We start from the raw sequence: 20,299 nt of genomic DNA on the forward strand, positions 1-20,299 counted from the left end.
ATGACGAGTTAGCCGTTTCAGCGTTTAGGGCGGCGATGATAGGACGCTAACGGTTTTTAAAAAAGTCGAAATTGCGACATGGATCGTTGCGGTTGGCGTAACAGTGGCGTGTGGCCAGGGTAGCGCTGTCCATGGTCTGGCCCGGGTGTCTGCTTTGTAAGAGAGCAGGGTGAAGCCCCGCCAACCCTTACAGAGGGCGCATGGATGTGCGTTTAGAGGGGAGTTCAGGTTGTAGGATTCTGCGGTGTGATGGCTGACGCTCCCGGCTGAATGGATGCGCTCAAATTGTAGGACCGGCTTTAGCCGGGAAGAGGCCAGTGTGTGCACCCTGAACGTTGCGGCATGACGACTGACGCCTTCCCGGCTGAAGCCGGTCCCACTAAGATCCTGCGTCGTGCCAGCAGGAATGCGCTGAATGCACGCGATTCAAATTGTGGGACCGGCTTTAGCCGGGAAGAGGCCCTGGGGTCACCCTCAGGTTTGCGGCGTGACCGTTCAGGTGACGGCGTTAAAACGTCGTCCGTAGCCCGACCTCCACGCTGCGCCCTTCTGCCGGTGCGATGTCGCGCAGAATGGAGCTGGCGTAACGCACGGTTTGATTGGTCAGGTTCTCGCCGCTGACGAACGCCAGCCACTGACTGCCGCCCACCTTGAACGTGTAGCCGGCGCTCGCCCCCAACGTCGTGTAGCCGTCGGTGCCGGTTTCGTTGTCCGGTACGCGCCGTTGGGAAGCGGCGTGTTCGAGGTCGATCCTCGCTTGCCACTTGTCCAGTTCCCACAACAACCCGCTTTGGAGCCGCAAAGGCGCGATCCGCGGCAGGGCTTCTCCCGTATCAAGATTCTTGGCGCGGGTGTAATCGCCGGACAGCTCCAAGGCGAAATTGCCATAGCGGGTTTCGCCGAGCTTCCAGTGATCCTTGGCCTCGAACCCGGCAAACCGTGCGCGCACGCCTGAATAGGTGTATTCGGGAATGCCGTCGGGGTCGTCAGCGCCTTCATCGTTCAATGTGCGGCCGCTGCCCAGCAGTCCGATGTAGTTGGAGAAGTGGCTATAGAACACGCCGACACTTCCTTTGTGGGTACCGTTGTCGAAGCGCAGCGCCAGATCGCTGGAAACGGCTTTCTCCTTCGACAGGTCCGCATCACCGAGCTCGTACGTGCCGGTGGCGACGTGAGCACCATCGGCGTAGAGCTCATAGAACGTCGGCGCCCGCTCGGTGTTGCCAAGGGTCGCCGCCAGCGACCAGATCGGCGTCAGGGTGTAAACGGCCCCGGATGAAACGCTCCCTGCGGTAAAGCTGCTTGAGCGGCTGGCGTTTGCGAATCGCGCGTTGCCTCCGCTGTCCGGGTCCACAGTCGTGTGTTCAATGCGCCCGCCCAGGCTGAGCTTGAGGCGGTCGGTGGCCTGCAGTTCTTCCAGAATGAACAAGGCACCGGCGTCCGTATCGGTCTGCGGCACGAAGGCCTCTTCGCCCAGGGCTGAAAACTCACTGCGCGTCACTTGCGCGCCGACGACGCCCTCGACCGGGCCGATGGGCTGGTGCCGGGCCTCGACGCGGGCTTCATAACCCTTGTTCTTGAAGGTGGTGCCGACTTCGCCGTCTTCGATCTCCATGTGCTTGTAATCGGTGTAACCGGCGTCGAGTTTTACCGAGCTGAACGGGCCGGAGAGATTGCGGATCTCGGAGGCAAACGCGTAATGGTCCTGCTTCATGCGGATGCGCACGCCCTGCTCGGCAGGCGAACCGTAATTGGAATCGTAGTTGCTGTAGGAAACCCCGGCGTAACCGTCGTCCCAAGTGTAGGAGCCTCCTATGGCGCCTCCGTCCTGCCGACCATCGCTGTTGCCCAGGCGATGTTTCTTGTCGCTGTCTTGCGGATCCCGCGCGCGTTGATCGGCGGTGCGGGCATAGCCCGGGATTTTCAGGTCGTTGAACTCACGAGCATTGGCGTCCAGGTGCAACGCAAAGGTGCCATTGCCTGCTTCCAGTTTCCCGGCGCTGCTGCGGGTCGTGTCGGCACCGCCGTAACGCAGTTCGCCCGCGCCCTGAATGCCCTCGATGGATTCGGTGGGGATGCGGTTGTCGAACGTGTTGACCACGCCACCGATGGCGCTGCCACCGTAAAGCAGTGCCGCAGGGCCGCGCACGATTTCAATGCGGTCGACGTTGACCGGGTCCAGCGGCACCGCGTGATCGTAGGATAACGACGAGGCGTCGAGCGCACCGACCCCGTTGCGCAGGATCCGGATGCGGTCGCCGTCCAGCCCCCGAATGATCGGCCGGCTCGCGCCCGGTCCGAAATAAGAAGAGGACACGCCGGGCTGTTTATTCAGCGTCTCACCGAGGCTGCCTTTCTGTTGCAGGGTCAGCTCATCGCCGGTCAGTACCGTGCTGGGCGAGGCGAGTTGATCGCTGCCGAGCGGGTTGGCGGTGATGATTTGCGGCTCTACTTCGATGGCGTACGCAGGTGAGGCAATCAGCAAAGCGGCAGCGAGTGGCGTCAGGCGCCACGGGCGGAGTTTTGAGGGACGGGACATGCAGCGTTTCCTTGCAGAACGATTCAAAATGTACGATTTGTAAGTGTTATAACATAACACTAAAAAAGCAATCATTTTGATATCGGTTGCTGCTTCGGGTGCTTGCAGCCTTCACACTGATCACTGCGTCCGCTAAGGTGCGCAGCTCGCGAAACCTCTTGCCAATCAGCCCCGTCCCATCAGCGTCCATAGGCCCGTCATGACCACACCCAACAACAACCCGCTGCACGGCGTGACGCTGGAGCAGATCCTCATCGCGCTGGTCGAGCATTACGAGTGGTCGGGCCTGGCCGAGCGCATCGACATTCGCTGCTTCAAGAGCGACCCGAGTATCAAGTCCAGCCTGACGTTTTTGCGCAAGACGCCCTGGGCGCGGGAGAAGGTCGAAGGGTTGTACATCAAGCTGGCGCGCACCAAGCGCCCGAGCTGATTCGCTGACTGCCAAGGATGTGAACGCAATGCAAAACCCCCTGCTGCACCTGTCCCCAGGCCGGCGCCGCTTCGTCGTCACGGCGGCCATGCTCGGCTGGTTTGGGCTCGCGGTGCAGCTGTACCTGATTCTATGGGGGCGATGGATCGACCACGCCAGCCTCCTCGGCGGGCTGGTGCGCTTCTGCAGTTTCTTCACCGTGGTGACCAACACGCTGGTGGCGGTGGCGCTCAGTTGTGCGGTCATCGACCGGCATTCGGCGGGGTACCGATTCTTCCGTTCTCCCGCTGTCTGCGCCGGCATCACCACTAGCATTATTCTGGTGAGCCTCGCTTACAACCTGCTGCTGCGCCATCTGTGGACGCCCCAGGGCTGGCAGTGGATCGCCGATGAATTACTGCACGACGTCATGCCGCTGCTGTTCCTTGGCTACTGGTTGTTCTTCGTGCCCAAAGGCCTGCTGAAACCCAGGCATGTGCTGATGTGGATGCTGTATCCCGTCATGTATTTCGGCTATTTGCTGCTGCGTGGGAATGCCTTCGGCGACTACCTCTATCCATTCCTGGACATCGGCACCCTTGGGGTGGCCAAGGCGCTGACCAATGCGCTGGGCGTGCTGGCGGGTTTCGTGGGAATCGGGTCATTTGTTTTCCTGATTGATCGGGTGTTGGGCGGCAGAGGGCAGTTGTAAGCATTCAACAATGCTGACGCGCCCTGAATCTCGAGCGCGGGCAATATTCAATCATCTCCGACGACCTCGTACGCCTCACTCCTCGTCCGAACCGTCCGCGCGCCAGTAGCCCGCGGCTTTGACCGACGCCTCGTCCAGCTTGAACTCATCCAGCAGCACGCGCCGCACTTTGCGCGACAAGGACGATTCGGTCGCCACCCAAACGTATAAATCGCCATTCGGCAGGGTCAGTTGGCGCGTGACTTCAAGCAGATCCTGCTCGCCACGCACCACCCAGATCACCTCGGTCTGTGCATCGCTGGTCAGCGCCTGTCGCTCCGCCAGGTTATCGATTTCAACCACCACCAGCGCACGCCGACCCGCCGGCAACGCTTCCAGCCGACGACCGATGGCGGGGAGGGCGGTCTCGTCACCGATCAACAGATAGCTGTCGAACATGTCCGGCACGATCATCGAACCCCGAGGCCCGGCGATATTCAGCGTTTGCCCGGCTTCGGCCTGGGCCGCCCAAGTCGCTGCCGGACCGTCCCCATGCAGCACGAAATCAATGTCCAGCTCGCCGGACTGCGGGTCGTAGCGACGCGGGGTGTAATCGCGCATCGCCGGGCGCGGGCCTTCAGCGTTTTGCAGCGGTGCGTCACTGTCCAGCGCCGCCTGCTCTTCGGGCGTGGTGGCGAACAACAGTTTGACGTGGTCATCCGTGCCCAGACTGATGAACCCTTCAAGCTCCGGCCCGTGCAAGGTGATGCGGCGCATGCGCGGGGTGATGTCGGTCACCCTCAGCACCTGCAGCGTACGACGTTTGATCTCGTGGCTGACGCGGTGAATTCCCTGGGGTGCATTCATTCAGATTTCTCCGCAGCGGGTTGTTGGCCGTCGACGATGGCTTTCGCGGTGTCGTTCAGCAGGTCGCGAACCCGCAGGATCTCCTCAGGGTTCCAGCGGCCGTGGTGCATCTGCAACGCATGACGCAGGTTATGCACGGCCTCGTGGATTTCCGGCGGACGATCATGCCCACGCAACGAGCGCTTGCTGACTTCGATGCGCATTTTCACGCCATCCAGCGCGACGGCCTGTTCGGTCAGGAACTGCTGACCGGCCTCGGTGATGCAATAGCGTTTTTTGCCGCCGTCGGCATCGCCCTGGATCAACTCGCTTTCTTCCAGAAAGGTCAGCGTCGGATAAATCACGCCGGGGCTCGGGCTGTAGGCGCCGTCGAACAGCGCTTCGATCTGACGAATCAAGTCATAGCCATGGCACGGCTGATCGGCGATCAGCGCCAGCAGCATCAATTTCAGGTCGCCTGGGGCAAATACCCGAGGCCCACGGCCGCCGCGTTCACGGCCGGGACGTTTCTCGAAACCATCGCGGCCGTCGCCGTGTTCGCCGAAGTGTGGGCGGTGGTGGTGGGGGTGATCGTGTGAGTGGTCTTTCATTTTTTTCATCTCTTGGTACAAGTTAGATATACCTTAAGATATATCTTATTGTTTCCACAAGATGGGTTAAGACGAACGGTTGTCGTCCCGTTTCAGAGGCATGGGATCGATGGATACCGGTTACAGAAGCGTGGCCACCTGCGTAGGGACGGGCGCTTTGCACTGGGTGAAAGTGCCCGGCTCCAGGTAGGGACTGAGAATCGGCGCCATGCCTTTGAGGACTTGCACCGGAAGGGCGGAGGTGAATTTGAAGCTCTCGGCGGCGCGTCCCGGGACGTAGGCCGTCAGCGTGCCGTAGTGGTTGTCGCCGATGAAAAACACGAACGTCGCGGTGCGGTTGATGGCCTTGGACGCCAGGATTCGACCCCCTGCGCCAATGCTTTCGATACGGTTGTCGCCCGTGCCGGTCTTGCCGCCCATGGCCAGCACGCTGCCGTCACGGGTTTTGAAACTGCCGGACACGCGCCTTGCCGTGCCGGCATCGACCACCTGCGACAGCGCCTCGCGCATGGCTGCGGCGACTTCCGAGGGCAGCACCCGTTTGCCCAGCTCGGGGTTGTTGATCAGTTGCGTTTCGTACGGTGTCTGCGCGGCAAAGTGCAGGCTGTCGATGCGCAACACCGGCAGGCGGATGCCATCGTTCTGGATGATCCCGATGAGTTCGGCAAGCGCGGCGGGCCGATCACCGGAACTGCCAATGGCGGTGGCCAGCGACGGCACCAGATGATCGAACGGATACCCCAGCCGCTGCCAGCGCTGGTGGATGTCGAGAAACGCTTCGATCTCCAGCATCGTACGAATGCGGCTGTCGCGCGCGCTCTTGTGCTGGCTCTTGAACAGCCAGCTGTAGACCTCCTGACGCTCGAAACGGCTGGCCGCGACGGCATCCTTGAACGTGGCGTCCGGGTTCTGCAGCAGATACCCCACCAGCCACAGATCCAGCGGATGAACGCGGGCAACGTAGCCTTGATCCGGCAGATCAAACTTTCCAGGGCCGTAGGCGAAATAGAGGTCGTCCAGGCGCTTCTCGGTGAGCGCCGTTTTACCCTTTTCCCCGGCCATGTGCGCCCGCACGAACGCATTGAACGCGCTTTGCGAAGCGTCAGGCAGCAGGTAACGGTGCACGGCGGCAAGTCGGCTCGCCGCGGGATGTACCCCGTCGAGGAAGGTGTCGAGCCGGTCTTGGGTGGATTTGTTTTTATAGCGTTTCCAGAAGCGCAGCAGGAACGACTTGCCCTCGCGATCGGCGAAATCGGCCAGGTATTCCTGGCGCCTCGGATCGCTGTCGTCCTTGAGCAACACCGCGCTGTTGTTGGGCCCTTGGTAGGTGGTGTAACGCACCAGATCGCGCATCAGGCGAATGAACGGCAAGTTGATCGACTCGCGCAACGCCTCGCGAAGGGTGGGGTTGCGCGCGTTGTCCTCCCGGCGAAAATTATTGAAATGATGCAGGCCGCCGCCGGTGAAAAAGCTTTCGCCGGGGCTGGCCGAATACTGACGATCGAGGGCCGCAGCGAGCATCTTCGCGAGGTCCCGATCGGTGTTCTGAATCAGGTAGTCCACCGCCCAGCGGCTAAGGCGGTCGGACTCCTCGACCGGGATTTTTCTCAGGGCGCTGGCGGGCAGATCGACGTACTTGTCGTGCAGCTCGGCGATGATCTGCAAGTACGTCGTCAGCACGCGCATCTTGGCCGTCGATCCCAGCTCCAGCTTGCTGCCCTCGTTGATGTCGAACGGCTGATCCGTGCTGTCCGTCTGCACCCGCACCCGCGAGCCATCGGGGTCGCGCTCGAACAGGGTAAAGCTGTAACGCACCGCCTGGGTGCTGGCCGGCGTCAGCAGATGCTCACCGATCAGCCCCATCTGACCGGCAAATTCGGGCTTGGCGAGGTCGCGCAGGTACTGGCCGACGCTGACCTGCAGGTCGTTTTGCAGCGTGCTGGTGGCCGAAAGGTCCAGGCGGTCAAGGTCGTAGAGCGAACGGTTGAGCATGTTCGACAGCCGCGTGCGGGCGACGGTGATGCCTTTGTTACTCTCAATCGGTTGCACGGTCGGCTGCTGCACCCAGTCGCGATAGGTCACGCTGGCTGCCAGAGCGGCGTCGGCCAGCGGTTGATCGATGACATGATTCTGCGCGAGCACGCGCAGATGGCTGTCAGTCAGATCCGCGAGCTCCTTGCGCCCCTTCGCCAGAAAGTGCGAGGGCCTGCGCTGCGCGATCACCAGCGACAGGACCTCGCGCAGCGCCAAACCCTGCGCCGCCTGGGTTTTATCGTCTTTTGCCGTCGACGCCAGCAACTGGTTGGTGCGGTCGAAGTCCGCGCCGTACCAGACCCGCAACCCTTCGGCCATGCCGTGGACTTCACCATGACCCGGGACCGCCGACAGCGGCACGCTGTTGAGATAGTCCCGCACCACCCGCTGCCGCGCCTCAAGGGTCTGCTGCCCCGGCTGATAAGCGCGAACGCTGGCGGACACCATCTGACGAATCTTCTCGCTGCCCGACAGCGTCAGGCCGTCCGGCGAGTGCCGGTACTTCTCCAACTGTGTCGCCAACGTGCTGCCACCGGCCGACTGCCCCGGCAACCCCACCATTTTCGCCACTTGAGAGAGCGCCGCCTTGAAGAACCTTGGCCAATCCACCGCCGGGTTGGCCAGCGGGCGCTGATCATCCAGCAAGTCACGGTTCTCGATGAACAATAGGCTGTTGACCAGCACCGGTGGGATCGCGGCAAAGGTCGGGTACAGCTGCTGCGGGTAGGTGTACTGATACAGCGGCGCGGCGCGACAGTCAGAAATGGTCAGGCCGGATTGAATCTTCTCCTGATACGGGACGAAGAAACCGCGCCTGGCGTAGGACATAAGATCAGGGGAGAAACGCGCCTGAGCGCTGATCAGGTAGTCACGCTTGAGCAAGCGCGGCAGGAATTCGCCGAGGGCGGAATAGCCCAGACGCTTGTCGAAAGGACCGTCACCGGGATACACAATCGCGTCGCTGGAACCGGCTTCGACGGTGTAGCTCAGGCCTTGGGCCAGATGACTGAACTCCTGCGCCTGCAAACGGGAGCTGCGCACCTCGGTCGAGACCACAAATCCCAGGATCACTGCTGCCATTAGCACCGCCACCAGCAAAAACCGCCACACGTAACGCCGTGGGCGAGCATGGGCTGGCACTGATCCGTTCCCCTGACTGTCAGCCTTGACCGCAGCCTTCTTCGTATCGGAATGCCAAAAAGCGCCCATATCGTAAGCCCGGTCAAACCTGCACATCGCACTTGTTACAAGCGTAGACGCTGGTGGGCGCGGGTGAAGAGTTTGTGACCGGCGCTCGGTCGGCTTCTTTAGGAGGCACGTTCGTCATCCAACCGCTGGAACTTCGTGATAGGCGCGAGGGATCTCGCTTAGACCCCTCGCGCCTCGTGCCTGATTATTCCTTCCCCGGGGGCCGTTATGGGGACTGACTGATTTGTAGGAAATCTCTTGTTTTCAGCCTCGTCAGTTGACCGGCGTTGATTGAGATAGTTACGTCCTTTTGTCACCTCTGAATGCGGTGGCAAATCAATTTAAAGAGGATGAAACTATGAGCAGAAAAATAATTTTGAGTGACATGTTAAGAGGCTTTTTTGTAGCGTGTGTCTGTACTCTCGCCGCGCCTGCCAGCGCTCAATCAATCTCCCCCGCTCAACCCTATGCCAAAGGTTTAGAGGAAAGTGTTTCTGAGGTACATGATGATGGTGAGATGATTCTTACTGTGTTGTCTGATCAAACTCACGTGTTAGACGCTGTGCTTAAAGGCAAGACCGCCGTTCACTACTACAGTTTTACTTCCGTCCGAGGCCAAGATGTACTGGTGTCTAACGCACCAGGATGTCAGGTGCACCGTTTTGGGAGCTGGAATACTTCGATGGTGCTAACTGGCTTAAAAAACCTGATTCTGAAGATAAGTTCTCTAGTTTGATACCTGGGACTGAGGTGCTTATCAGGGTTATCCACAGAGCGGATGTCCCTTTATCTGGACAGCCTTATCATTTGGCGATCGGCTCTTACCCCGTTTTAAAAGATTTCGAATTTAGCGACGAAATCGGTGTTAACAGGATTCCTTCAGGTTATACCGAACCGACTTGGCTGTGGACTCAGGGCTATACCCTAGGCGTTTTGGAAGCGGAGTTTACCGACTCCGTCGGAGCACCGTTGAAAGGCGCGATTGGCAAATTCCTGCTGAGTCTCACGCAATCCAGAATTGCGCCGGTGAAGGAGGAGGTCACAAGTGACGAAAACGGGAAAGCGGTTGCGGTTATCAATTTCGAACGCTGTGCGTGAGGACATCAAGCACGGGACTTTGTCCGCTATGACCATGGCACAAATACGTGGAGAAGCTTTTACTACGTGGGTGGTTATACTTTCTCGAACTATCTGCTGGGAAAGGCTGGAGATGTGGAGGCTGGCAAGGATCTAAGAGTGTTCGGTCATATTTGTAGGCAGACGCTGATTAAAAGTATTCCAGGCCCCCTATAAGAAGATGCCTGGCTGAACACTGTACAAGCCAGGCCTGTCCCGATCAATTAAACATGTTCAGAAATCAGGGAAGGCTTTCTCTCCGCTCTCTCGTCTATCTGTTTCTTCCACGTCTGTACCATGTCTTCACTCTCGAGGATTTTTCCGTAGTCAACAATCCGGGCGATATCAGCCGCTTCAAGCTTGTAGCGGGCATTGAAGCCGGTTTTGTCATATTTGGCTAACGCTGACATTGCGCTGGAGTGGGCGACCAAATGATCCTTTATGCCTCGGTGCTTTAGCTGCTCTGTCAGCCAGATCCGCTCCTCTGTGGAGAGACTTTCCTGAGGGTCGAGTATCTGGATATTCCCACTGCTATCAAAGCCAAAGCTGAAGTTTTTGGAAGCCAGTTCCGGTCGTAGGTTATAGAGCTCGTTTTTGAATGACGTATAAGCCAGATTTGCCAGTTCAAGCGATATGGCCGCATCAATCCTTTTCAAGGAAAGATAGTCGGCCATGCTCGTTATGTTCTTCATATTCGGCTCGGTAAGCCACGGTTGTTCATCTTCCACGGCAACTGGGCCTTGAGACACGTCTAGGCTGCCGGGGGATTCGTCGCCCTGCTTTAGCTGTACTGAGATCCTCGCTGGTGCTAAAGCCACGTGCTGCATCAGGTGATGTAGTTCCATTTTTTCCTCCGCTGATTTGTCCACTCCTTCGCGTAACGGCAATTCGCGAAAAAGCTTTGCCTGATAAACCAGTAGGAAATTTCCGAAGAGCCCCCTCAGTGAGACGCTGTTCTCAAACCTTCACCACCTGCACCGCTTTCGGACTGCCCAATCGCTTGTTCAACTCCAGCCAGTTCGACAACAGCAGCATCAATCCCAGCCCCAACAACGCGGTGATCACGCGCATTTGCCAGGCATCGTCAGCCAGCGCGTTCGCCATGTCGGCCAGCGGGGCGAGGAGGACGCCCAGGCAGAAGATCTCCAGCGAATAGCGGCCCATCCGGCAGGTCTGCTGGACAGGCCAGTTGTCGAGCCAGGTCATCGACGTCGGCAGCGTCTTCGCGACGACAGACACCAGCGCAAGGAAATGCAGCAGGCGCACCGGCGACAGGTCGGTTTTGCTGATTGGGTAGATCAATTCGGTGAGCGCGGTAGGCAGGAGCGCGTCATGCACGTCGGGAAATTTCCACAGCACGGTGATGACGCCGGCCAGCAGCAGGTAAGCCGCCGCTACGAGAAACAACGGCTGTTGCCAAAGCGGGCGAGCAGGGGGCTTTGCGTTCAGCTCGCGTTGGGTGTGCAAGGCAAAGGCCCCGCCGAGCACGAAGATCAACTGCCAGGCGACGGGATTGAAATACCAGTAACCGCCGCCTTCGTAGGCGCGCAGGTTCCAGCCCAGCAACGGCACCATCATGTACAGGCCAATCGACAGGCCGATCGCCATTGCTGCGTTGCGCAGCATGACAGGCAGGATCAACGGCAACGTGCCCATCAGCAGGATGTACAGCGGCAGCGGGTCGGTGAGGTTGGGTTTAAAGCGCAGCAACAGCTCATCGGCCAGCGCCTGCTGCGGGTTGCCGACGAAATACTCCAGCCCCATCTCCCGCACCATGTCCCGGGTTTCGACGTGATTGTTGGCGACGAAAACGATGCCCATCAGCAGCGTCAGCAAGAAGATGTGCGCGACGTACAGCACCCATGTGCGCCGCAGGATACGCAGGCACGCCACGACATAACCGTCACGCTGCGCCACGCGCCCGTAAGCGAGTACGGCGGCATAGCCGGCGAGAAACACGAACACCTCGGCGGCGTCGCTGAAGCCAAAATTGCGCAGCGTCAGTTGCGCGAAAGGGTTGGCTGGCACGTGATCCCAAAAAATGAAAATCAGCGCCAGACCCCGAAAGAAGTCGATGCGATGGTCGCGTCCGTTCGTCATGACGGTGGGCCTTGCAAAGGTGTTTAAAGAAGAGGGGCCAATGGGGCCATGGTTCCTTGCCGTCAGCAGGGTCTGATCGGCGGCGCGCAGGGTGGCGGGTTTGCGGGGTAAAAGCAAAGGGTGGATGTTGCAGGATGTCTCGCTTTATAGCTCTTCTGAAAGCCGGGACAAATCATCCATCGGTTTTCGGCTGGCTTCGTCGCGTTTGTTCTTGAACGCCATCAGGTCAGAGAACAACACCCTGCGGTGGCGACCGGTTTTAAAGTGAGGAAGAGCGCCTTCCCCAAGCAGCTTGACGAGATGAGGTCTAGAGACGTTGAGGAGATCAGCGGCTTCCTGAGTCGTCAGTTCGGCATGCACCGGGACCACCCTGACAACGTTGCCTAGAACTGAGGATGTTATTCGAAATAAACGAAAATGCGATGGCGCGCTCAGGTGAGCCTGCCGTCTCGGCTCGCAAGCCGTAGAGCAGTCCGAAATCGACTGGTGGACGGCGGCTCAACGCTTTCATTCGATCTCATCCCTGCGACACCGTCAGGTTGGCCTGGAACCGGCATTTTTAACGACGAGCAATGCACCAGGGGAACTCACAGGCGCCCCTTTTTTCGCGGAGATTTCCAACCCAACCGTGAATTACTGAGCTTGCGGCATCAGCATCGGCTTGCGGTCCAGCGTCTCGCTGACCATTCGATAAATGTCTTCTTTGCCCTCGTCGTTGCAGCAGCGGATCTCGTGGAGCACTTCACGCTCTCTGGGAGACAGCGCGATGTAGTTCCATTCACACGCCTGGCGCATGAACACGTCGTGGTCGTTGACCGGCATGACGTCGTCAGCGGCTTCGTGAAAAGCCTCCACGATCGTTTCGATCAGGCTGACGAGTTGCTCGGATTCAGGCTTGCCGCCAGTTGCCTGGACCAGACGCTGCAGATGATTCAACGCGCTGCGGGCGTCAATCAGCTTCATGTGTCCCGGGACACTCATTTCGTATCGATCGATCAAGTGCATGGCACTCCCTCCTGGTGTTTTTGTTCATTCCGTTCCCGTCGAGGACCGGGCTGAGGTCGTCAGAGGCGCGAACGTTAGCGGCAGGGGAAGCGGCGGAAAAGGCGAAAGTTGTAACCGTTACAAAATCGTTAGCGGTTGAACTTTATCGAATTGATACTGTATAACGTATTACATGATTGTTTACATTCTGGAGAAAAACGATGAAGCCCGACATCCATCCCGACTACCGTAAAGTGCTCTTCCACGACACTGCTGCCGATGTGTTTTTCCTGATCGGCTCCACGGTTGATACCGATCGCACACACACGCACACCGATGGCACCACCTACCCTTATGTTGCCCTCGACGTGTCCAGCGCGTCGCATCCCATGTACACCGGTCAACAACGCAAGACCACCACCGAAGGCCGCATCGCGGGCTTCAACAAGCGCTTCGCGACCTTCGGTTCCGGCGCCAGGAAAGAGGAATGACAGCAGCACCTCCCGCGCTCCGGGCATCGCCAGTCGATCACCCGGGCGCGGGATTTTTTTGCCCCGTTTTTCCTGTATTCCGTCTCGCAAGCCACCTTGGCACTGGACTATCGGGCCAAATTGCTTTTAGCTCTGCGACCTGAAATTCAGGAGCATCCCCCTTTGAAAAAGTCAGTCGCCATCGTTTTCGGTGGGCAATCCTCCGAGCATGAAGTGTCGTTGCAATCGGCGCGCAACGTGATCAACGCGATTGATCGCAACAACTTCTCCATCACCCTCATTGGTGTCGACAAGCAGGGCCACTGGCTGCGCTTCGACGAGCAGGATTACCTGCAGAACCCTACTGATCCTGCGCACATCAAGCTCAGTGACTCCGGGCGTCTGCTTTCGCTGATGCCGGGCGCCAGCGGGCCGCAATTCGTGGAAGTGCAGACCGGCGCAGAGGTGCCGCGCATCGACGTGGTGTTCCCGCTGATCCATGGCAGTTTCGGCGAAGACGGCTGCCTGCAAGGCATGCTGCGGCTGCTGGACATTCCGTTCGTGGGCCCGGATGTGCTGAGCTCCGCGGCTTGCATGGACAAGGATGTGACCAAACGGCTGCTGCGCGATGCGGGTATATCGGTGGCGCCGTTCGTGGTCCTTCAGCGTGGCGAGACCGTGGATTTCGTCAGCGTCTCCGCCCAGCTGGGCCTGCCGCTTTTCGTCAAACCGGCGTGCCAGGGATCGTCGGTTGGCGTGAGCAAAGTCACCGACGAGGCCGGCTATGCAGCCGCCCTGAAGCTGGCCTTCGAGTACGACAACAAGGTGCTGATCGAGCAGGGTATCGTCGGTCGCGAAGTGGAATGCGCCGTGCTGGGCAACCACGAGCCGAAGGTCAGTGTGTGCGGTGAGGTCGTGGCCAATGACGAGTTTTACGCCTACGACACCAAGTACCTGAACGACGGTCAGGCGCGCATCGCCATCCCCGCGCAGATGGCCGAAGAGATGAGCGAGGCCGTGCGTGAAGTGGCGCTGCAGGCCTATCGCGTGCTGGGCTGCGCCGGTTTGGCGCGGGTGGATTTCTTTGTCACCGAGGCACGGGAAATCATCATCAACGAGGTCAACACGCTCCCCGGCTTCACCTCCATCAGCATGTACCCGAAACTCTGGCAGGCCAGCGGATTGAGCTACGCCGAGCTGATCGATCGGTTAATCACCCTGGCGCTGGAACGTGCCGAAGAAACCCGCGCGCTGAAAACCGAGGTGGTGCTGTGACGGTGAAGACGCTCCGTATTGCCGCCGCGCTGCTGACCCGTGCCGATGGCAAGACGCTGCTGGTGCGTAAGCGCGGGACCGAAGCGTTCATGCAGCCGGGCGGCAAGATCGATGCCGGCGAGTCGGCGCTCGATGCGCTGGCCCGTGAGCTGAACGAAGAACTGGGGCTGGTCATCGCGCCTGAACACGCGCGATTCCTGGGCGAGTTTTCGGCGGTGGCGGCGAATGAGCCGGGCTTCGAAGTGAACTGCCAGCTGTACGGCGTTCACGTGGACGAGCCGGTCAATCCCGCGGCCGAGATCGAGGAAGCGATCTGGGTCGACGGCGAGAATATTGAGCAGTTGCACCTGGCGCCGCTGACCCGGGATTCGATATTGCCGCTGTACCGAGGCCTGCCAATCGCCTGATTTTGATGGGGGGGTGCGGTGCGGCGGGTTAACGAACCGCGCTTACCCCGTCCAGTGTCGAAAACGACGTGTCCTTCGCCGTCAGCAAGAAGTCACGCATGTAGGGCGCGTCCAGCATGTCAGCGCGAATCGCCGCGTACAGCGTGGCGAACAATCCTTTTTCCCCCAGCCGCTTGCCCTTCACGTACCCGCGTGAGCTGTATTCATGCAGCGCCCAGTGGGGCATCCCGCACACGCCGCGGCCGCTGGCGACCAGTTGCATCATCATCACCGTCAGCTCGGACGTGCGCACCTGCGCCGGTTCGATGTCGGCCGGCTCAAGGAAACGCGTGAAGATGTCCAGGCGGTCGCGCTCGACGGGGTAGGTGATCAGGGTTTCATTGATCAAATCTTCCGGCACGACATACGGCCTGGCCGCCAGCGGATGCTGATTGGCAACCGCGAGCATCGCTTCGTAGGTGAACAGCGGCACATAGGTAATGCCTGCCAGCTCCAGCGGGTCCGACGTCACCACCAGATCCAGATCGCCACGGGCCAGGGCGGGGAGGGGCGCGAAAGCGAAGCCTGACGCCAGATCAAGTTCCACCTCCGGCCATGCATCGCGGAACTGGTCGATCGTCGGCATCAGCCACTGAAAGCAACTGTGGCATTCGATGGCCATGTGCAGACGCCCCGCGACACCGCCGGCCAGTCGCGAAATATCCCGTTCGGCATGGCGCAGTTGCGGCAGTACCGAGTCGGCCAGTTGCAGCAGTCGCAGGCCCGCGCTGGTGAAGCGCACCGGTTTGGTCTTGCGCACGAACAGCGGCATGCCCATGCGTTCTTCCAGCTCCTTGAACTGGTGCGACAGCGCCGACTGCGTCAGATGCAGGCGGTCAGCGGCGTCAACGAGGCTGTCTGCTTCGCGTAACGCATGCAGGGTTTTCAGGTGGCGAATTTCCAGCACCGACGGCGCTCCATGAGTAAATTTTGTGATCAACACGAATTTAATGAGTTTGTCTCATGTCAGGGTAAGTGTCGACAATGGCGCCATCTTTTGAAGGAAGCAGTCAGCATGGGCCAGGTCAACAACTCTAATTTTCCTCACATCGGCGTGGCCAGGGGCTTCAAGCACATCCTCGAAACCCTGGGTGACGGCATTGATGTGGATTCGGTGCCAACGTTTACCCATGACCAGCGCTTCAACCTGAGCTGGGCGCCGCTGTTCGATGAGGTCGACCAGGCCCGCGCCGAGGGCCACACCCTCCGGCCGGAGATCATCGGTCCGTTGACGTACCTCTGGCTGGGGCAAGCGGAAGGGGAGGGCTTCGACAAGCTCGACCTGCTCGACCGTCTGCTGCCGGTCTACGGCGAGATCCTCGGCCGGCTGGCGGGCAAGGGCGTCGAGTGGGTACAGATCGACGAGCCAATTCTGACCCTCGACCTGCCCCAGGACTGGAAGAACGCCTTCGAGCGCGCGTACCACGCCTTGCAATACTCGCCGCTTAAAAAGCTGCTCGCGGTCTCCTGCGGCGGTCTGGGGCTGGGCAGCAACCTTGGCCTTGCGGTGTCTTTGCCAGTGCAAGGCCTGCATGTCGATGTGCTCAGTGCCCCGGAGCAAATGCCTCTGGTGCTGGACCGCCTGCCCATCTACAAGGTGCTGTCGCTGGGTGTGGCAGGCGAACTTGACCCCGCTGGCACCGACAGCGAAGCCGCCCTTGAGGTGGTAAAAGAGGCTCAACTGCGCTTCGCCGACAACCTGTGGGTGGCAGATTCGATCAGCTCGCCGGCAACAGCGGCCGCGTGAAAACAGGGTGAGATGACCGTTTTGCTACCGCTCAGCCCTCTTCATCAAACTGTCACGCAACTGTGGCAGCGCGCTTGAGCAAACTTCATCAGACTCGCGGCCTACTGGGGTTCTGTGTGTCGGTGTTTTTCCATGCGGGTTTTACTTTTTCTGGCTGCGCTCTTGTGCAGCCTGTCGTCTTTTGCGGCCTCTCGATGCGATGTTGACGTTCCCACGCAGGTGGTCGAGCTCGATGACGTGCACCTGGCGTATCAAAGCATCGGGCGTGATTCCGATCCGGCGCTGCTGTTGGTCATGGGGCTTGGCGGTCAACTGATCCACTGGCCGGACGAAGTGGTCGTTGCCTTGTGCCAGCAGGGCTTTCGCGTGATTCGCTACGACAACCGGGACGTAGGATTGTCGACCTGGGTCCAGGCGCCGCCGAGTCCCAACCTTACCTACGAAGTGCTGCGCTACAAAATCGGCCTGCCGGTGTCGGCGCCGTATTCGCTGACCGACATGGCTCAGGACGCGCTCGGCCTGATGGACGCGCTGCACGTCCAGCAATTCCATGTGCTGGGGGCGAGCATGGGCGGCATGATTGCGCAGCATCTGGCGGACATGGCGCCCAAGCGCGTGGAGAGCCTGACGCTGATCATGACCAGCTCCGGCGCGCCCGGGCTGCCGATGCCCAGCCCGGCGCTGTTGCAACTATTGGCCCGTCGCGGCGCGCCTGACCGGCAGACTGCCCTCGAGCAACAGGCCGATCTTCTGGCGGCGCTGGGCAGCCCGGAGGTCAAGGATGATCGGCAGATGCTGTTGCATCAGGCGGCGGTTTCCTACGACCGGGCGTTTAATCCTGAAGGCGTGAAGCGCCAGATTCTGGCGATCCTGTCCGAGCCCAGCCGAGTGGAATTGTTGAATCGTCTGCGCGTGCCGACGCTGGTCGTTCACGGCACCGCCGACCCGCTGCTGCCGGTCATGCACGGAATCCACGTGGCGGCACACATACAGGGCAGTCAACTGAAGCTCATTCCCGGCCTGGCCCACCGCTTTCAGGAAGCCTTCAAGGCCCCGCTGCTGGCGGCCGTGTTGCCGTATTTGCGCGAGCATCGTGAAGACGCATCCCACGTCGCGCAGCTCTAATAAGACGGCGGGGTTGACCCGCCCATTGAGGGTGGGCGTGCCGGTGTAGGGTTTGAGCGCCACCGTGATCGGCGTATCGTGGTGCTTTTCCTCTCTTGCACGAGGCTGCCATGAGCACTCCGCTGAAAATCGATTTCATCTCCGATGTGTCCTGCCCCTGGTGCATCGTCGGCCTGCGCGCGCTGGACCAGGCGCTTGAGCATCTGGGCGATGAAGTTCAAGCCGACATTCACTTCCAGCCCTTCGAACTCAACCCGCAAATGCCGCCTGAAGGCCAGGACATCTTCGAGCACATCGCCGAAAAGTACGGCTCGACGCGGGAACAATTCCAGGCCAACGCCGAGAATATCCGTGAGCGCGGTGCAGAACTCGGGTTCGTCTTCAAGCAGGGCGAGCGGCGCATTTTCAACACCTTCGACGCCCATCGACTGCTGCACTGGGCTGAGCTGGAAGGCAAGCAGCACGCGCTGAAAGAAGCGCTGTTCACGGCGTATTTCAGCCAGCATGCCAACGTATCCAGCCACCAGGTGCTGGCGGATGTTGCGCAGAAAGTGGGGCTGGACCGGGTGCGCGCCGAGGCCTTGCTGGCCAGCGATCAGTACGCCAGCGACGTTCGAGAACTCGAGCAACTGTGGGTATCGCGGGGCGTGAGTTCGGTGCCGACGATCGTCTTCAACGACCAGTACGCCGTTTCCGGTGGGCAACCCGTCGACGTGTTCGTCAGCGCCATTCGTCAGATCGTGGGCGAAGAATCGAGCGTAGTGAATCGGGCTGATTGAAAGGTGAGATGAGGCCTGACGCGCAGCGCACAGGCGGCTGATCCGGGCTCTTCGACCCCGGACGGCCGATTATCCTTCTGCGCGTGCAGCCGTCACCTGCTGTTACGCCTCCGTCATTGCATTTCAAAAAACACTTGCTCCTCCCAGCCACTTTCGGATATCAATTTGTACATGATTAGACAGGTTCGATTCGACAAGAAAAAACGTGTGGTGGATGAGCTGGCCCGACGCATCGAGACCGGACAGATGGGGTCGGGCGAGTTGTTGCCGGGCGAGAATCTGCTCGCACAGGAATTCAACGTCAGCCGCGGTACGCTGCGCGAGGCGCTGTCCGAGCTCAAGCGGCGCAACTACATCGCCACGCAAACCGGCGTCGGTTCGATCGTCACCTACGACGGCATCTCGCTGGATCAGCGCGCCGGTTGGGCCCAGGCCCTGGCCGACACGGGGGCCAGGGTCAGCACCGAGATTCTGCGTCTGGTGGCGGTGCAGCGGCCTGATCTGGCAGGACGGTTCGGCACGGCCGAGTTCATCGCGCTGGATCGTCGGCGCACGGCGGGGGATGGCAGCGTGGTTTCCCTGGAGCGTGTCTTGATCCCGGCGTGCGATGGCCTGGAAAATCTGCCCCGCGACGGGCTGATCGATGATTCGCTGACGGTCACCCTGGCTGCCCACGGGTATGTCGGTGATCGCGGCGATCAGTGGATCGGTGCCGAGCCCCTGAGCAACGACGACGCGGCGCTGATGTTGCGCCAGCCGGGTTCGGTGTTCCTCAAGGCGACTCGCACTACTTTTGATCGCCGCGAACGTTTCATGGAGCACGTGGAAAGCCTTCTGGACCCCGTGCATTTTCGTCTGCATCTGGCTTTTGGATCACCCACATGACTGCACTGATCGACACGCGCGACCGAGGCCTGGGCGCTTTTTACGGATTGGCGCTGGGCGACGCGTTGGGCATGCCGACGCAGTCCTTGAGTCGCGAGCAGATCAGGCAGCGATTCGACCGCATCACTACGTTGCAGGCTGCCGGTGCCGATCAGCCTATTGCGCCGAACATGCCTGCCGGATCGATCACCGATGACACCGAACAAGCCGTTTTGGTCGCTGAACTGCTGGTCGCTGGAGAAGGGCGCATCGAGCCGTCGGATCTGGCGCAGAGCCTGATCGACTGGGAAGCGGTGATGCAGGCCAAGGGTTCGCAAGACCTGCTCGGCCCCTCGACCAAGCGCGCCATCGAGATGATTCTGGCCGGTCACAGCCCCGAAGAATCGGGGCGTTTCGGCACCACCAACGGCGCCGCCATGCGCATCACGCCGGTGGGCATTGCCTTCGATGTGCGCGAAGAGGCGCGTTTCGTCGAGGCGGTCAAACAGGCCTGCCAGGTCACCCACAACACCAATCTCGGGATCTCCAGCGCAGCAGCGGTCGCGGCGGTTGTCTCGGCGGGTATCAGCGGTGCCACTCTGGGCGAAGCCCTCGACGTCGGCGCGCGCATCGCCCATGAGGCCGAGGGCTACGGGTACTGGATCGCCGGCGGCCGCATTGCCGCCCGAATCCGGTGGGCCAAACAACTGTGCGTCGAATGCAGCAATGAACAACTGCCCGAATTGATTTATGACGTGATCGGCACGTCCGTCGCCTCCCAGGAATCGGTCGTCGCTGCGTTCACTGTCGCGCATCAGGTGGCTCGCGGGCAGTTGTCGGCATTCGACGCACTGTGCATGGCCGCCAGTCTGGGCGGTGACACCGACACCATCGCCGCTATTCTCGGGGCGATGCTCGGTGCCTGCGAGGGCATGGCCGCCTGGCCCGCACCGCTGATCGAAGAGATCCAGACCGTCAACGCGCTCGACCTTCATCCCGTGGTCGAGCAGTTGCTGTCCCTGCGCGGGGTCTGATCCGACCGAAGCCAGCCCGTATAAAGAACAAGACCTACCTC

General features: G+C 60.3%; 18 protein-coding genes and 2 pseudogenes. 11 read left to right on the forward strand and 9 right to left on the reverse strand.

Annotation, left to right across the window (positions count from 1 at the left end; genetic code table 11):
* Nucleotides 1-508: 508 nt before the first annotated feature.
* A complete protein-coding gene (locus M1E04_RS05845) occupies nt 509-2,539 on the reverse strand; it encodes a TonB-dependent receptor (protein ID WP_456292539.1) in 2,031 nt (676 codons plus the stop codon).
* A gap of 199 nt (nt 2,540-2,738) precedes the next feature.
* On the opposite strand from M1E04_RS05845, the gene M1E04_RS05850 reads away from it, so the two are divergent.
* Nucleotides 2,739-2,969: a VF530 family protein gene (locus M1E04_RS05850; protein ID WP_192135192.1), complete on the forward strand. Its 231-nt coding sequence runs from the start codon at nt 2,739-2,741 to the stop codon at nt 2,967-2,969.
* Between the two features lie 28 nt (nt 2,970-2,997).
* Nucleotides 2,998-3,660, forward strand: a complete 663-nt coding sequence (locus M1E04_RS05855) for a Pr6Pr family membrane protein (protein ID WP_456292540.1) — start codon at nt 2,998-3,000, stop codon at nt 3,658-3,660.
* A gap of 75 nt (nt 3,661-3,735) precedes the next feature.
* On the opposite strand, the gene M1E04_RS05860 is transcribed toward M1E04_RS05855, so the two are convergent.
* From M1E04_RS05860 to M1E04_RS05870, 3 genes are all read right to left on the reverse strand, one after another.
* A complete protein-coding gene (locus M1E04_RS05860) occupies nt 3,736-4,506 on the reverse strand; it encodes a siderophore-interacting protein (RefSeq protein ID WP_192135188.1) in 771 nt (256 codons plus the stop codon).
* Nucleotides 4,503-5,096, reverse strand: coding sequence for a PadR family transcriptional regulator (locus M1E04_RS05865; protein ID WP_192135186.1), 594 nt, complete (start codon nt 5,094-5,096; stop codon nt 4,503-4,505). Before M1E04_RS05865 ends, M1E04_RS05860 begins: the two co-directional genes overlap by 4 nt.
* A 120-nt stretch (nt 5,097-5,216) precedes the next feature.
* Nucleotides 5,217-8,339, reverse strand: a complete 3,123-nt coding sequence (locus M1E04_RS05870) for a transglycosylase domain-containing protein (protein WP_456292541.1) — start codon at nt 8,337-8,339, stop codon at nt 5,217-5,219.
* Between the two features lie 624 nt (nt 8,340-8,963).
* On the opposite strand from M1E04_RS05870, the gene M1E04_RS05875 reads away from it, so the two are divergent.
* Nucleotides 8,964-9,416 (forward strand): hypothetical protein, encoded by a 453-nt coding sequence (locus M1E04_RS05875; RefSeq protein WP_456292542.1) that lies wholly within the window; start codon nt 8,964-8,966, stop codon nt 9,414-9,416.
* A 242-nt stretch (nt 9,417-9,658) separates the two neighbouring features.
* On the opposite strand, the gene M1E04_RS05880 is transcribed toward M1E04_RS05875, so the two are convergent.
* From M1E04_RS05880 to M1E04_RS05895, 4 genes and pseudogenes are all read right to left on the reverse strand, one after another.
* Nucleotides 9,659-10,279 (reverse strand): hypothetical protein, encoded by a 621-nt coding sequence (locus M1E04_RS05880; protein ID WP_456292543.1) that lies wholly within the window; start codon nt 10,277-10,279, stop codon nt 9,659-9,661.
* A gap of 112 nt (nt 10,280-10,391) precedes the next feature.
* The gene (locus M1E04_RS05885) at nt 10,392-11,534 is read right to left on the reverse strand and encodes an OpgC domain-containing protein (protein ID WP_456292544.1); all 1,143 of its coding nucleotides are present in this window, start codon (nt 11,532-11,534) and stop codon (nt 10,392-10,394) included.
* 144 nt (nt 11,535-11,678) lie between these two features.
* Nucleotides 11,679-11,936 (reverse strand): annotated as a pseudogene (locus tag M1E04_RS05890) (helix-turn-helix domain-containing protein); the annotation flags it as partial.
* Nucleotides 11,937-12,167: 231 nt separating this feature from the next.
* Nucleotides 12,168-12,539 carry a hypothetical protein gene (locus M1E04_RS05895; protein WP_192135177.1) on the reverse strand — a complete coding sequence of 124 codons (372 nt, stop codon included), beginning with the start codon at nt 12,537-12,539 and terminating at the stop codon, nt 12,168-12,170.
* Nucleotides 12,540-12,739: 200 nt separating this feature from the next.
* On the opposite strand from M1E04_RS05895, the gene M1E04_RS05900 reads away from it, so the two are divergent.
* The 3 genes from M1E04_RS05900 (at nt 12,740) to M1E04_RS05910 (ending at nt 14,670) form a co-directional block, all read left to right on the forward strand.
* Entirely contained in the window at nt 12,740-13,009 is a 270-nt protein-coding gene (locus tag M1E04_RS05900; protein ID WP_065992508.1) for a type B 50S ribosomal protein L31, read from the forward strand.
* A gap of 162 nt (nt 13,010-13,171) precedes the next feature.
* A complete protein-coding gene (gene ddlA / locus M1E04_RS05905) occupies nt 13,172-14,263 on the forward strand; it encodes a D-alanine--D-alanine ligase (RefSeq protein WP_192135175.1) in 1,092 nt (363 codons plus the stop codon).
* A gap of 2 nt (nt 14,264-14,265) precedes the next feature.
* Nucleotides 14,266-14,670, forward strand: a complete 405-nt coding sequence (locus M1E04_RS05910) for an NUDIX hydrolase (RefSeq protein ID WP_065993203.1) — start codon at nt 14,266-14,268, stop codon at nt 14,668-14,670.
* Nucleotides 14,671-14,698: 28 nt separating this feature from the next.
* Here the strand turns inward: M1E04_RS05910 and metR are convergent, their stop codons facing one another.
* On the reverse strand, nt 14,699-15,616 hold the full coding sequence (metR, locus tag M1E04_RS05915) for a transcriptional regulator MetR (RefSeq protein ID WP_065992512.1): 918 nt from the start codon (nt 15,614-15,616) through the stop codon (nt 14,699-14,701).
* Between the two features lie 207 nt (nt 15,617-15,823).
* Between metR and M1E04_RS05920 the strand changes: the two are divergent.
* From M1E04_RS05920 to M1E04_RS05940, 5 genes and pseudogenes are all read left to right on the forward strand, one after another.
* A pseudogene (locus tag M1E04_RS05920) lies at nt 15,824-16,432 on the forward strand (5-methyltetrahydropteroyltriglutamate--homocysteine S-methyltransferase); the annotation flags it as partial.
* Between the two features lie 156 nt (nt 16,433-16,588).
* Nucleotides 16,589-17,581, forward strand: a complete 993-nt coding sequence (locus M1E04_RS05925) for an alpha/beta fold hydrolase (protein ID WP_065992516.1) — start codon at nt 16,589-16,591, stop codon at nt 17,579-17,581.
* A gap of 110 nt (nt 17,582-17,691) precedes the next feature.
* Complete coding sequence (locus M1E04_RS05930) at nt 17,692-18,360, forward strand: DsbA family oxidoreductase (protein ID WP_065992518.1); 669 nt, start codon at nt 17,692-17,694, stop codon at nt 18,358-18,360.
* Nucleotides 18,361-18,531: 171 nt separating this feature from the next.
* Nucleotides 18,532-19,245, forward strand: a complete 714-nt coding sequence (locus M1E04_RS05935; RefSeq protein ID WP_192135167.1) for a GntR family transcriptional regulator — start codon at nt 18,532-18,534, stop codon at nt 19,243-19,245.
* Complete coding sequence (locus tag M1E04_RS05940) at nt 19,242-20,258, forward strand: ADP-ribosylglycohydrolase family protein (protein ID WP_369318379.1); 1,017 nt, start codon at nt 19,242-19,244, stop codon at nt 20,256-20,258. Before M1E04_RS05935 ends, M1E04_RS05940 begins: the two co-directional genes overlap by 4 nt.
* Nucleotides 20,259-20,299: the final 41 nt, after the last annotated feature.

The organism is Pseudomonas sp. AK106 (assembly GCF_053903055.1).

Excerpts from the sequence above, each read along its gene's own strand:
- M1E04_RS05940 (WP_369318379.1), top strand. The coding sequence starts at position 19,242 with ATGACTGCACTGATCGACACGCGCGACCGAGGCCTGGGCGCTTTTTAC.
- M1E04_RS05880 (WP_456292543.1), bottom strand. The coding sequence starts at position 10,279 with ATGGAACTACATCACCTGATGCAGCACGTGGCTTTAGCACCAGCGAGG.
- M1E04_RS05875 (WP_456292542.1), top strand. The coding sequence starts at position 8,964 with ATGTCAGGTGCACCGTTTTGGGAGCTGGAATACTTCGATGGTGCTAAC.
- M1E04_RS05935 (WP_192135167.1), top strand. The coding sequence starts at position 18,532 with ATGATTAGACAGGTTCGATTCGACAAGAAAAAACGTGTGGTGGATGAG.
- M1E04_RS05895 (WP_192135177.1), bottom strand. The coding sequence starts at position 12,539 with ATGCACTTGATCGATCGATACGAAATGAGTGTCCCGGGACACATGAAG.
- M1E04_RS05850 (WP_192135192.1), top strand. The coding sequence starts at position 2,739 with ATGACCACACCCAACAACAACCCGCTGCACGGCGTGACGCTGGAGCAG.
- M1E04_RS05845 (WP_456292539.1), bottom strand. The coding sequence starts at position 2,539 with ATGTCCCGTCCCTCAAAACTCCGCCCGTGGCGCCTGACGCCACTCGCT.
- M1E04_RS05900 (WP_065992508.1), top strand. The coding sequence starts at position 12,740 with ATGAAGCCCGACATCCATCCCGACTACCGTAAAGTGCTCTTCCACGAC.
- M1E04_RS05870 (WP_456292541.1), bottom strand. The coding sequence starts at position 8,339 with ATGGGCGCTTTTTGGCATTCCGATACGAAGAAGGCTGCGGTCAAGGCT.
- M1E04_RS05865 (WP_192135186.1), bottom strand. The coding sequence starts at position 5,096 with ATGAAAGACCACTCACACGATCACCCCCACCACCACCGCCCACACTTC.
- M1E04_RS05855 (WP_456292540.1), top strand. The coding sequence starts at position 2,998 with ATGCAAAACCCCCTGCTGCACCTGTCCCCAGGCCGGCGCCGCTTCGTC.
- M1E04_RS05885 (WP_456292544.1), bottom strand. The coding sequence starts at position 11,534 with ATGACGAACGGACGCGACCATCGCATCGACTTCTTTCGGGGTCTGGCG.
- M1E04_RS05860 (WP_192135188.1), bottom strand. The coding sequence starts at position 4,506 with ATGAATGCACCCCAGGGAATTCACCGCGTCAGCCACGAGATCAAACGT.
- M1E04_RS05930 (WP_065992518.1), top strand. The coding sequence starts at position 17,692 with ATGAGCACTCCGCTGAAAATCGATTTCATCTCCGATGTGTCCTGCCCC.
- M1E04_RS05925 (WP_065992516.1), top strand. The coding sequence starts at position 16,589 with ATGCGGGTTTTACTTTTTCTGGCTGCGCTCTTGTGCAGCCTGTCGTCT.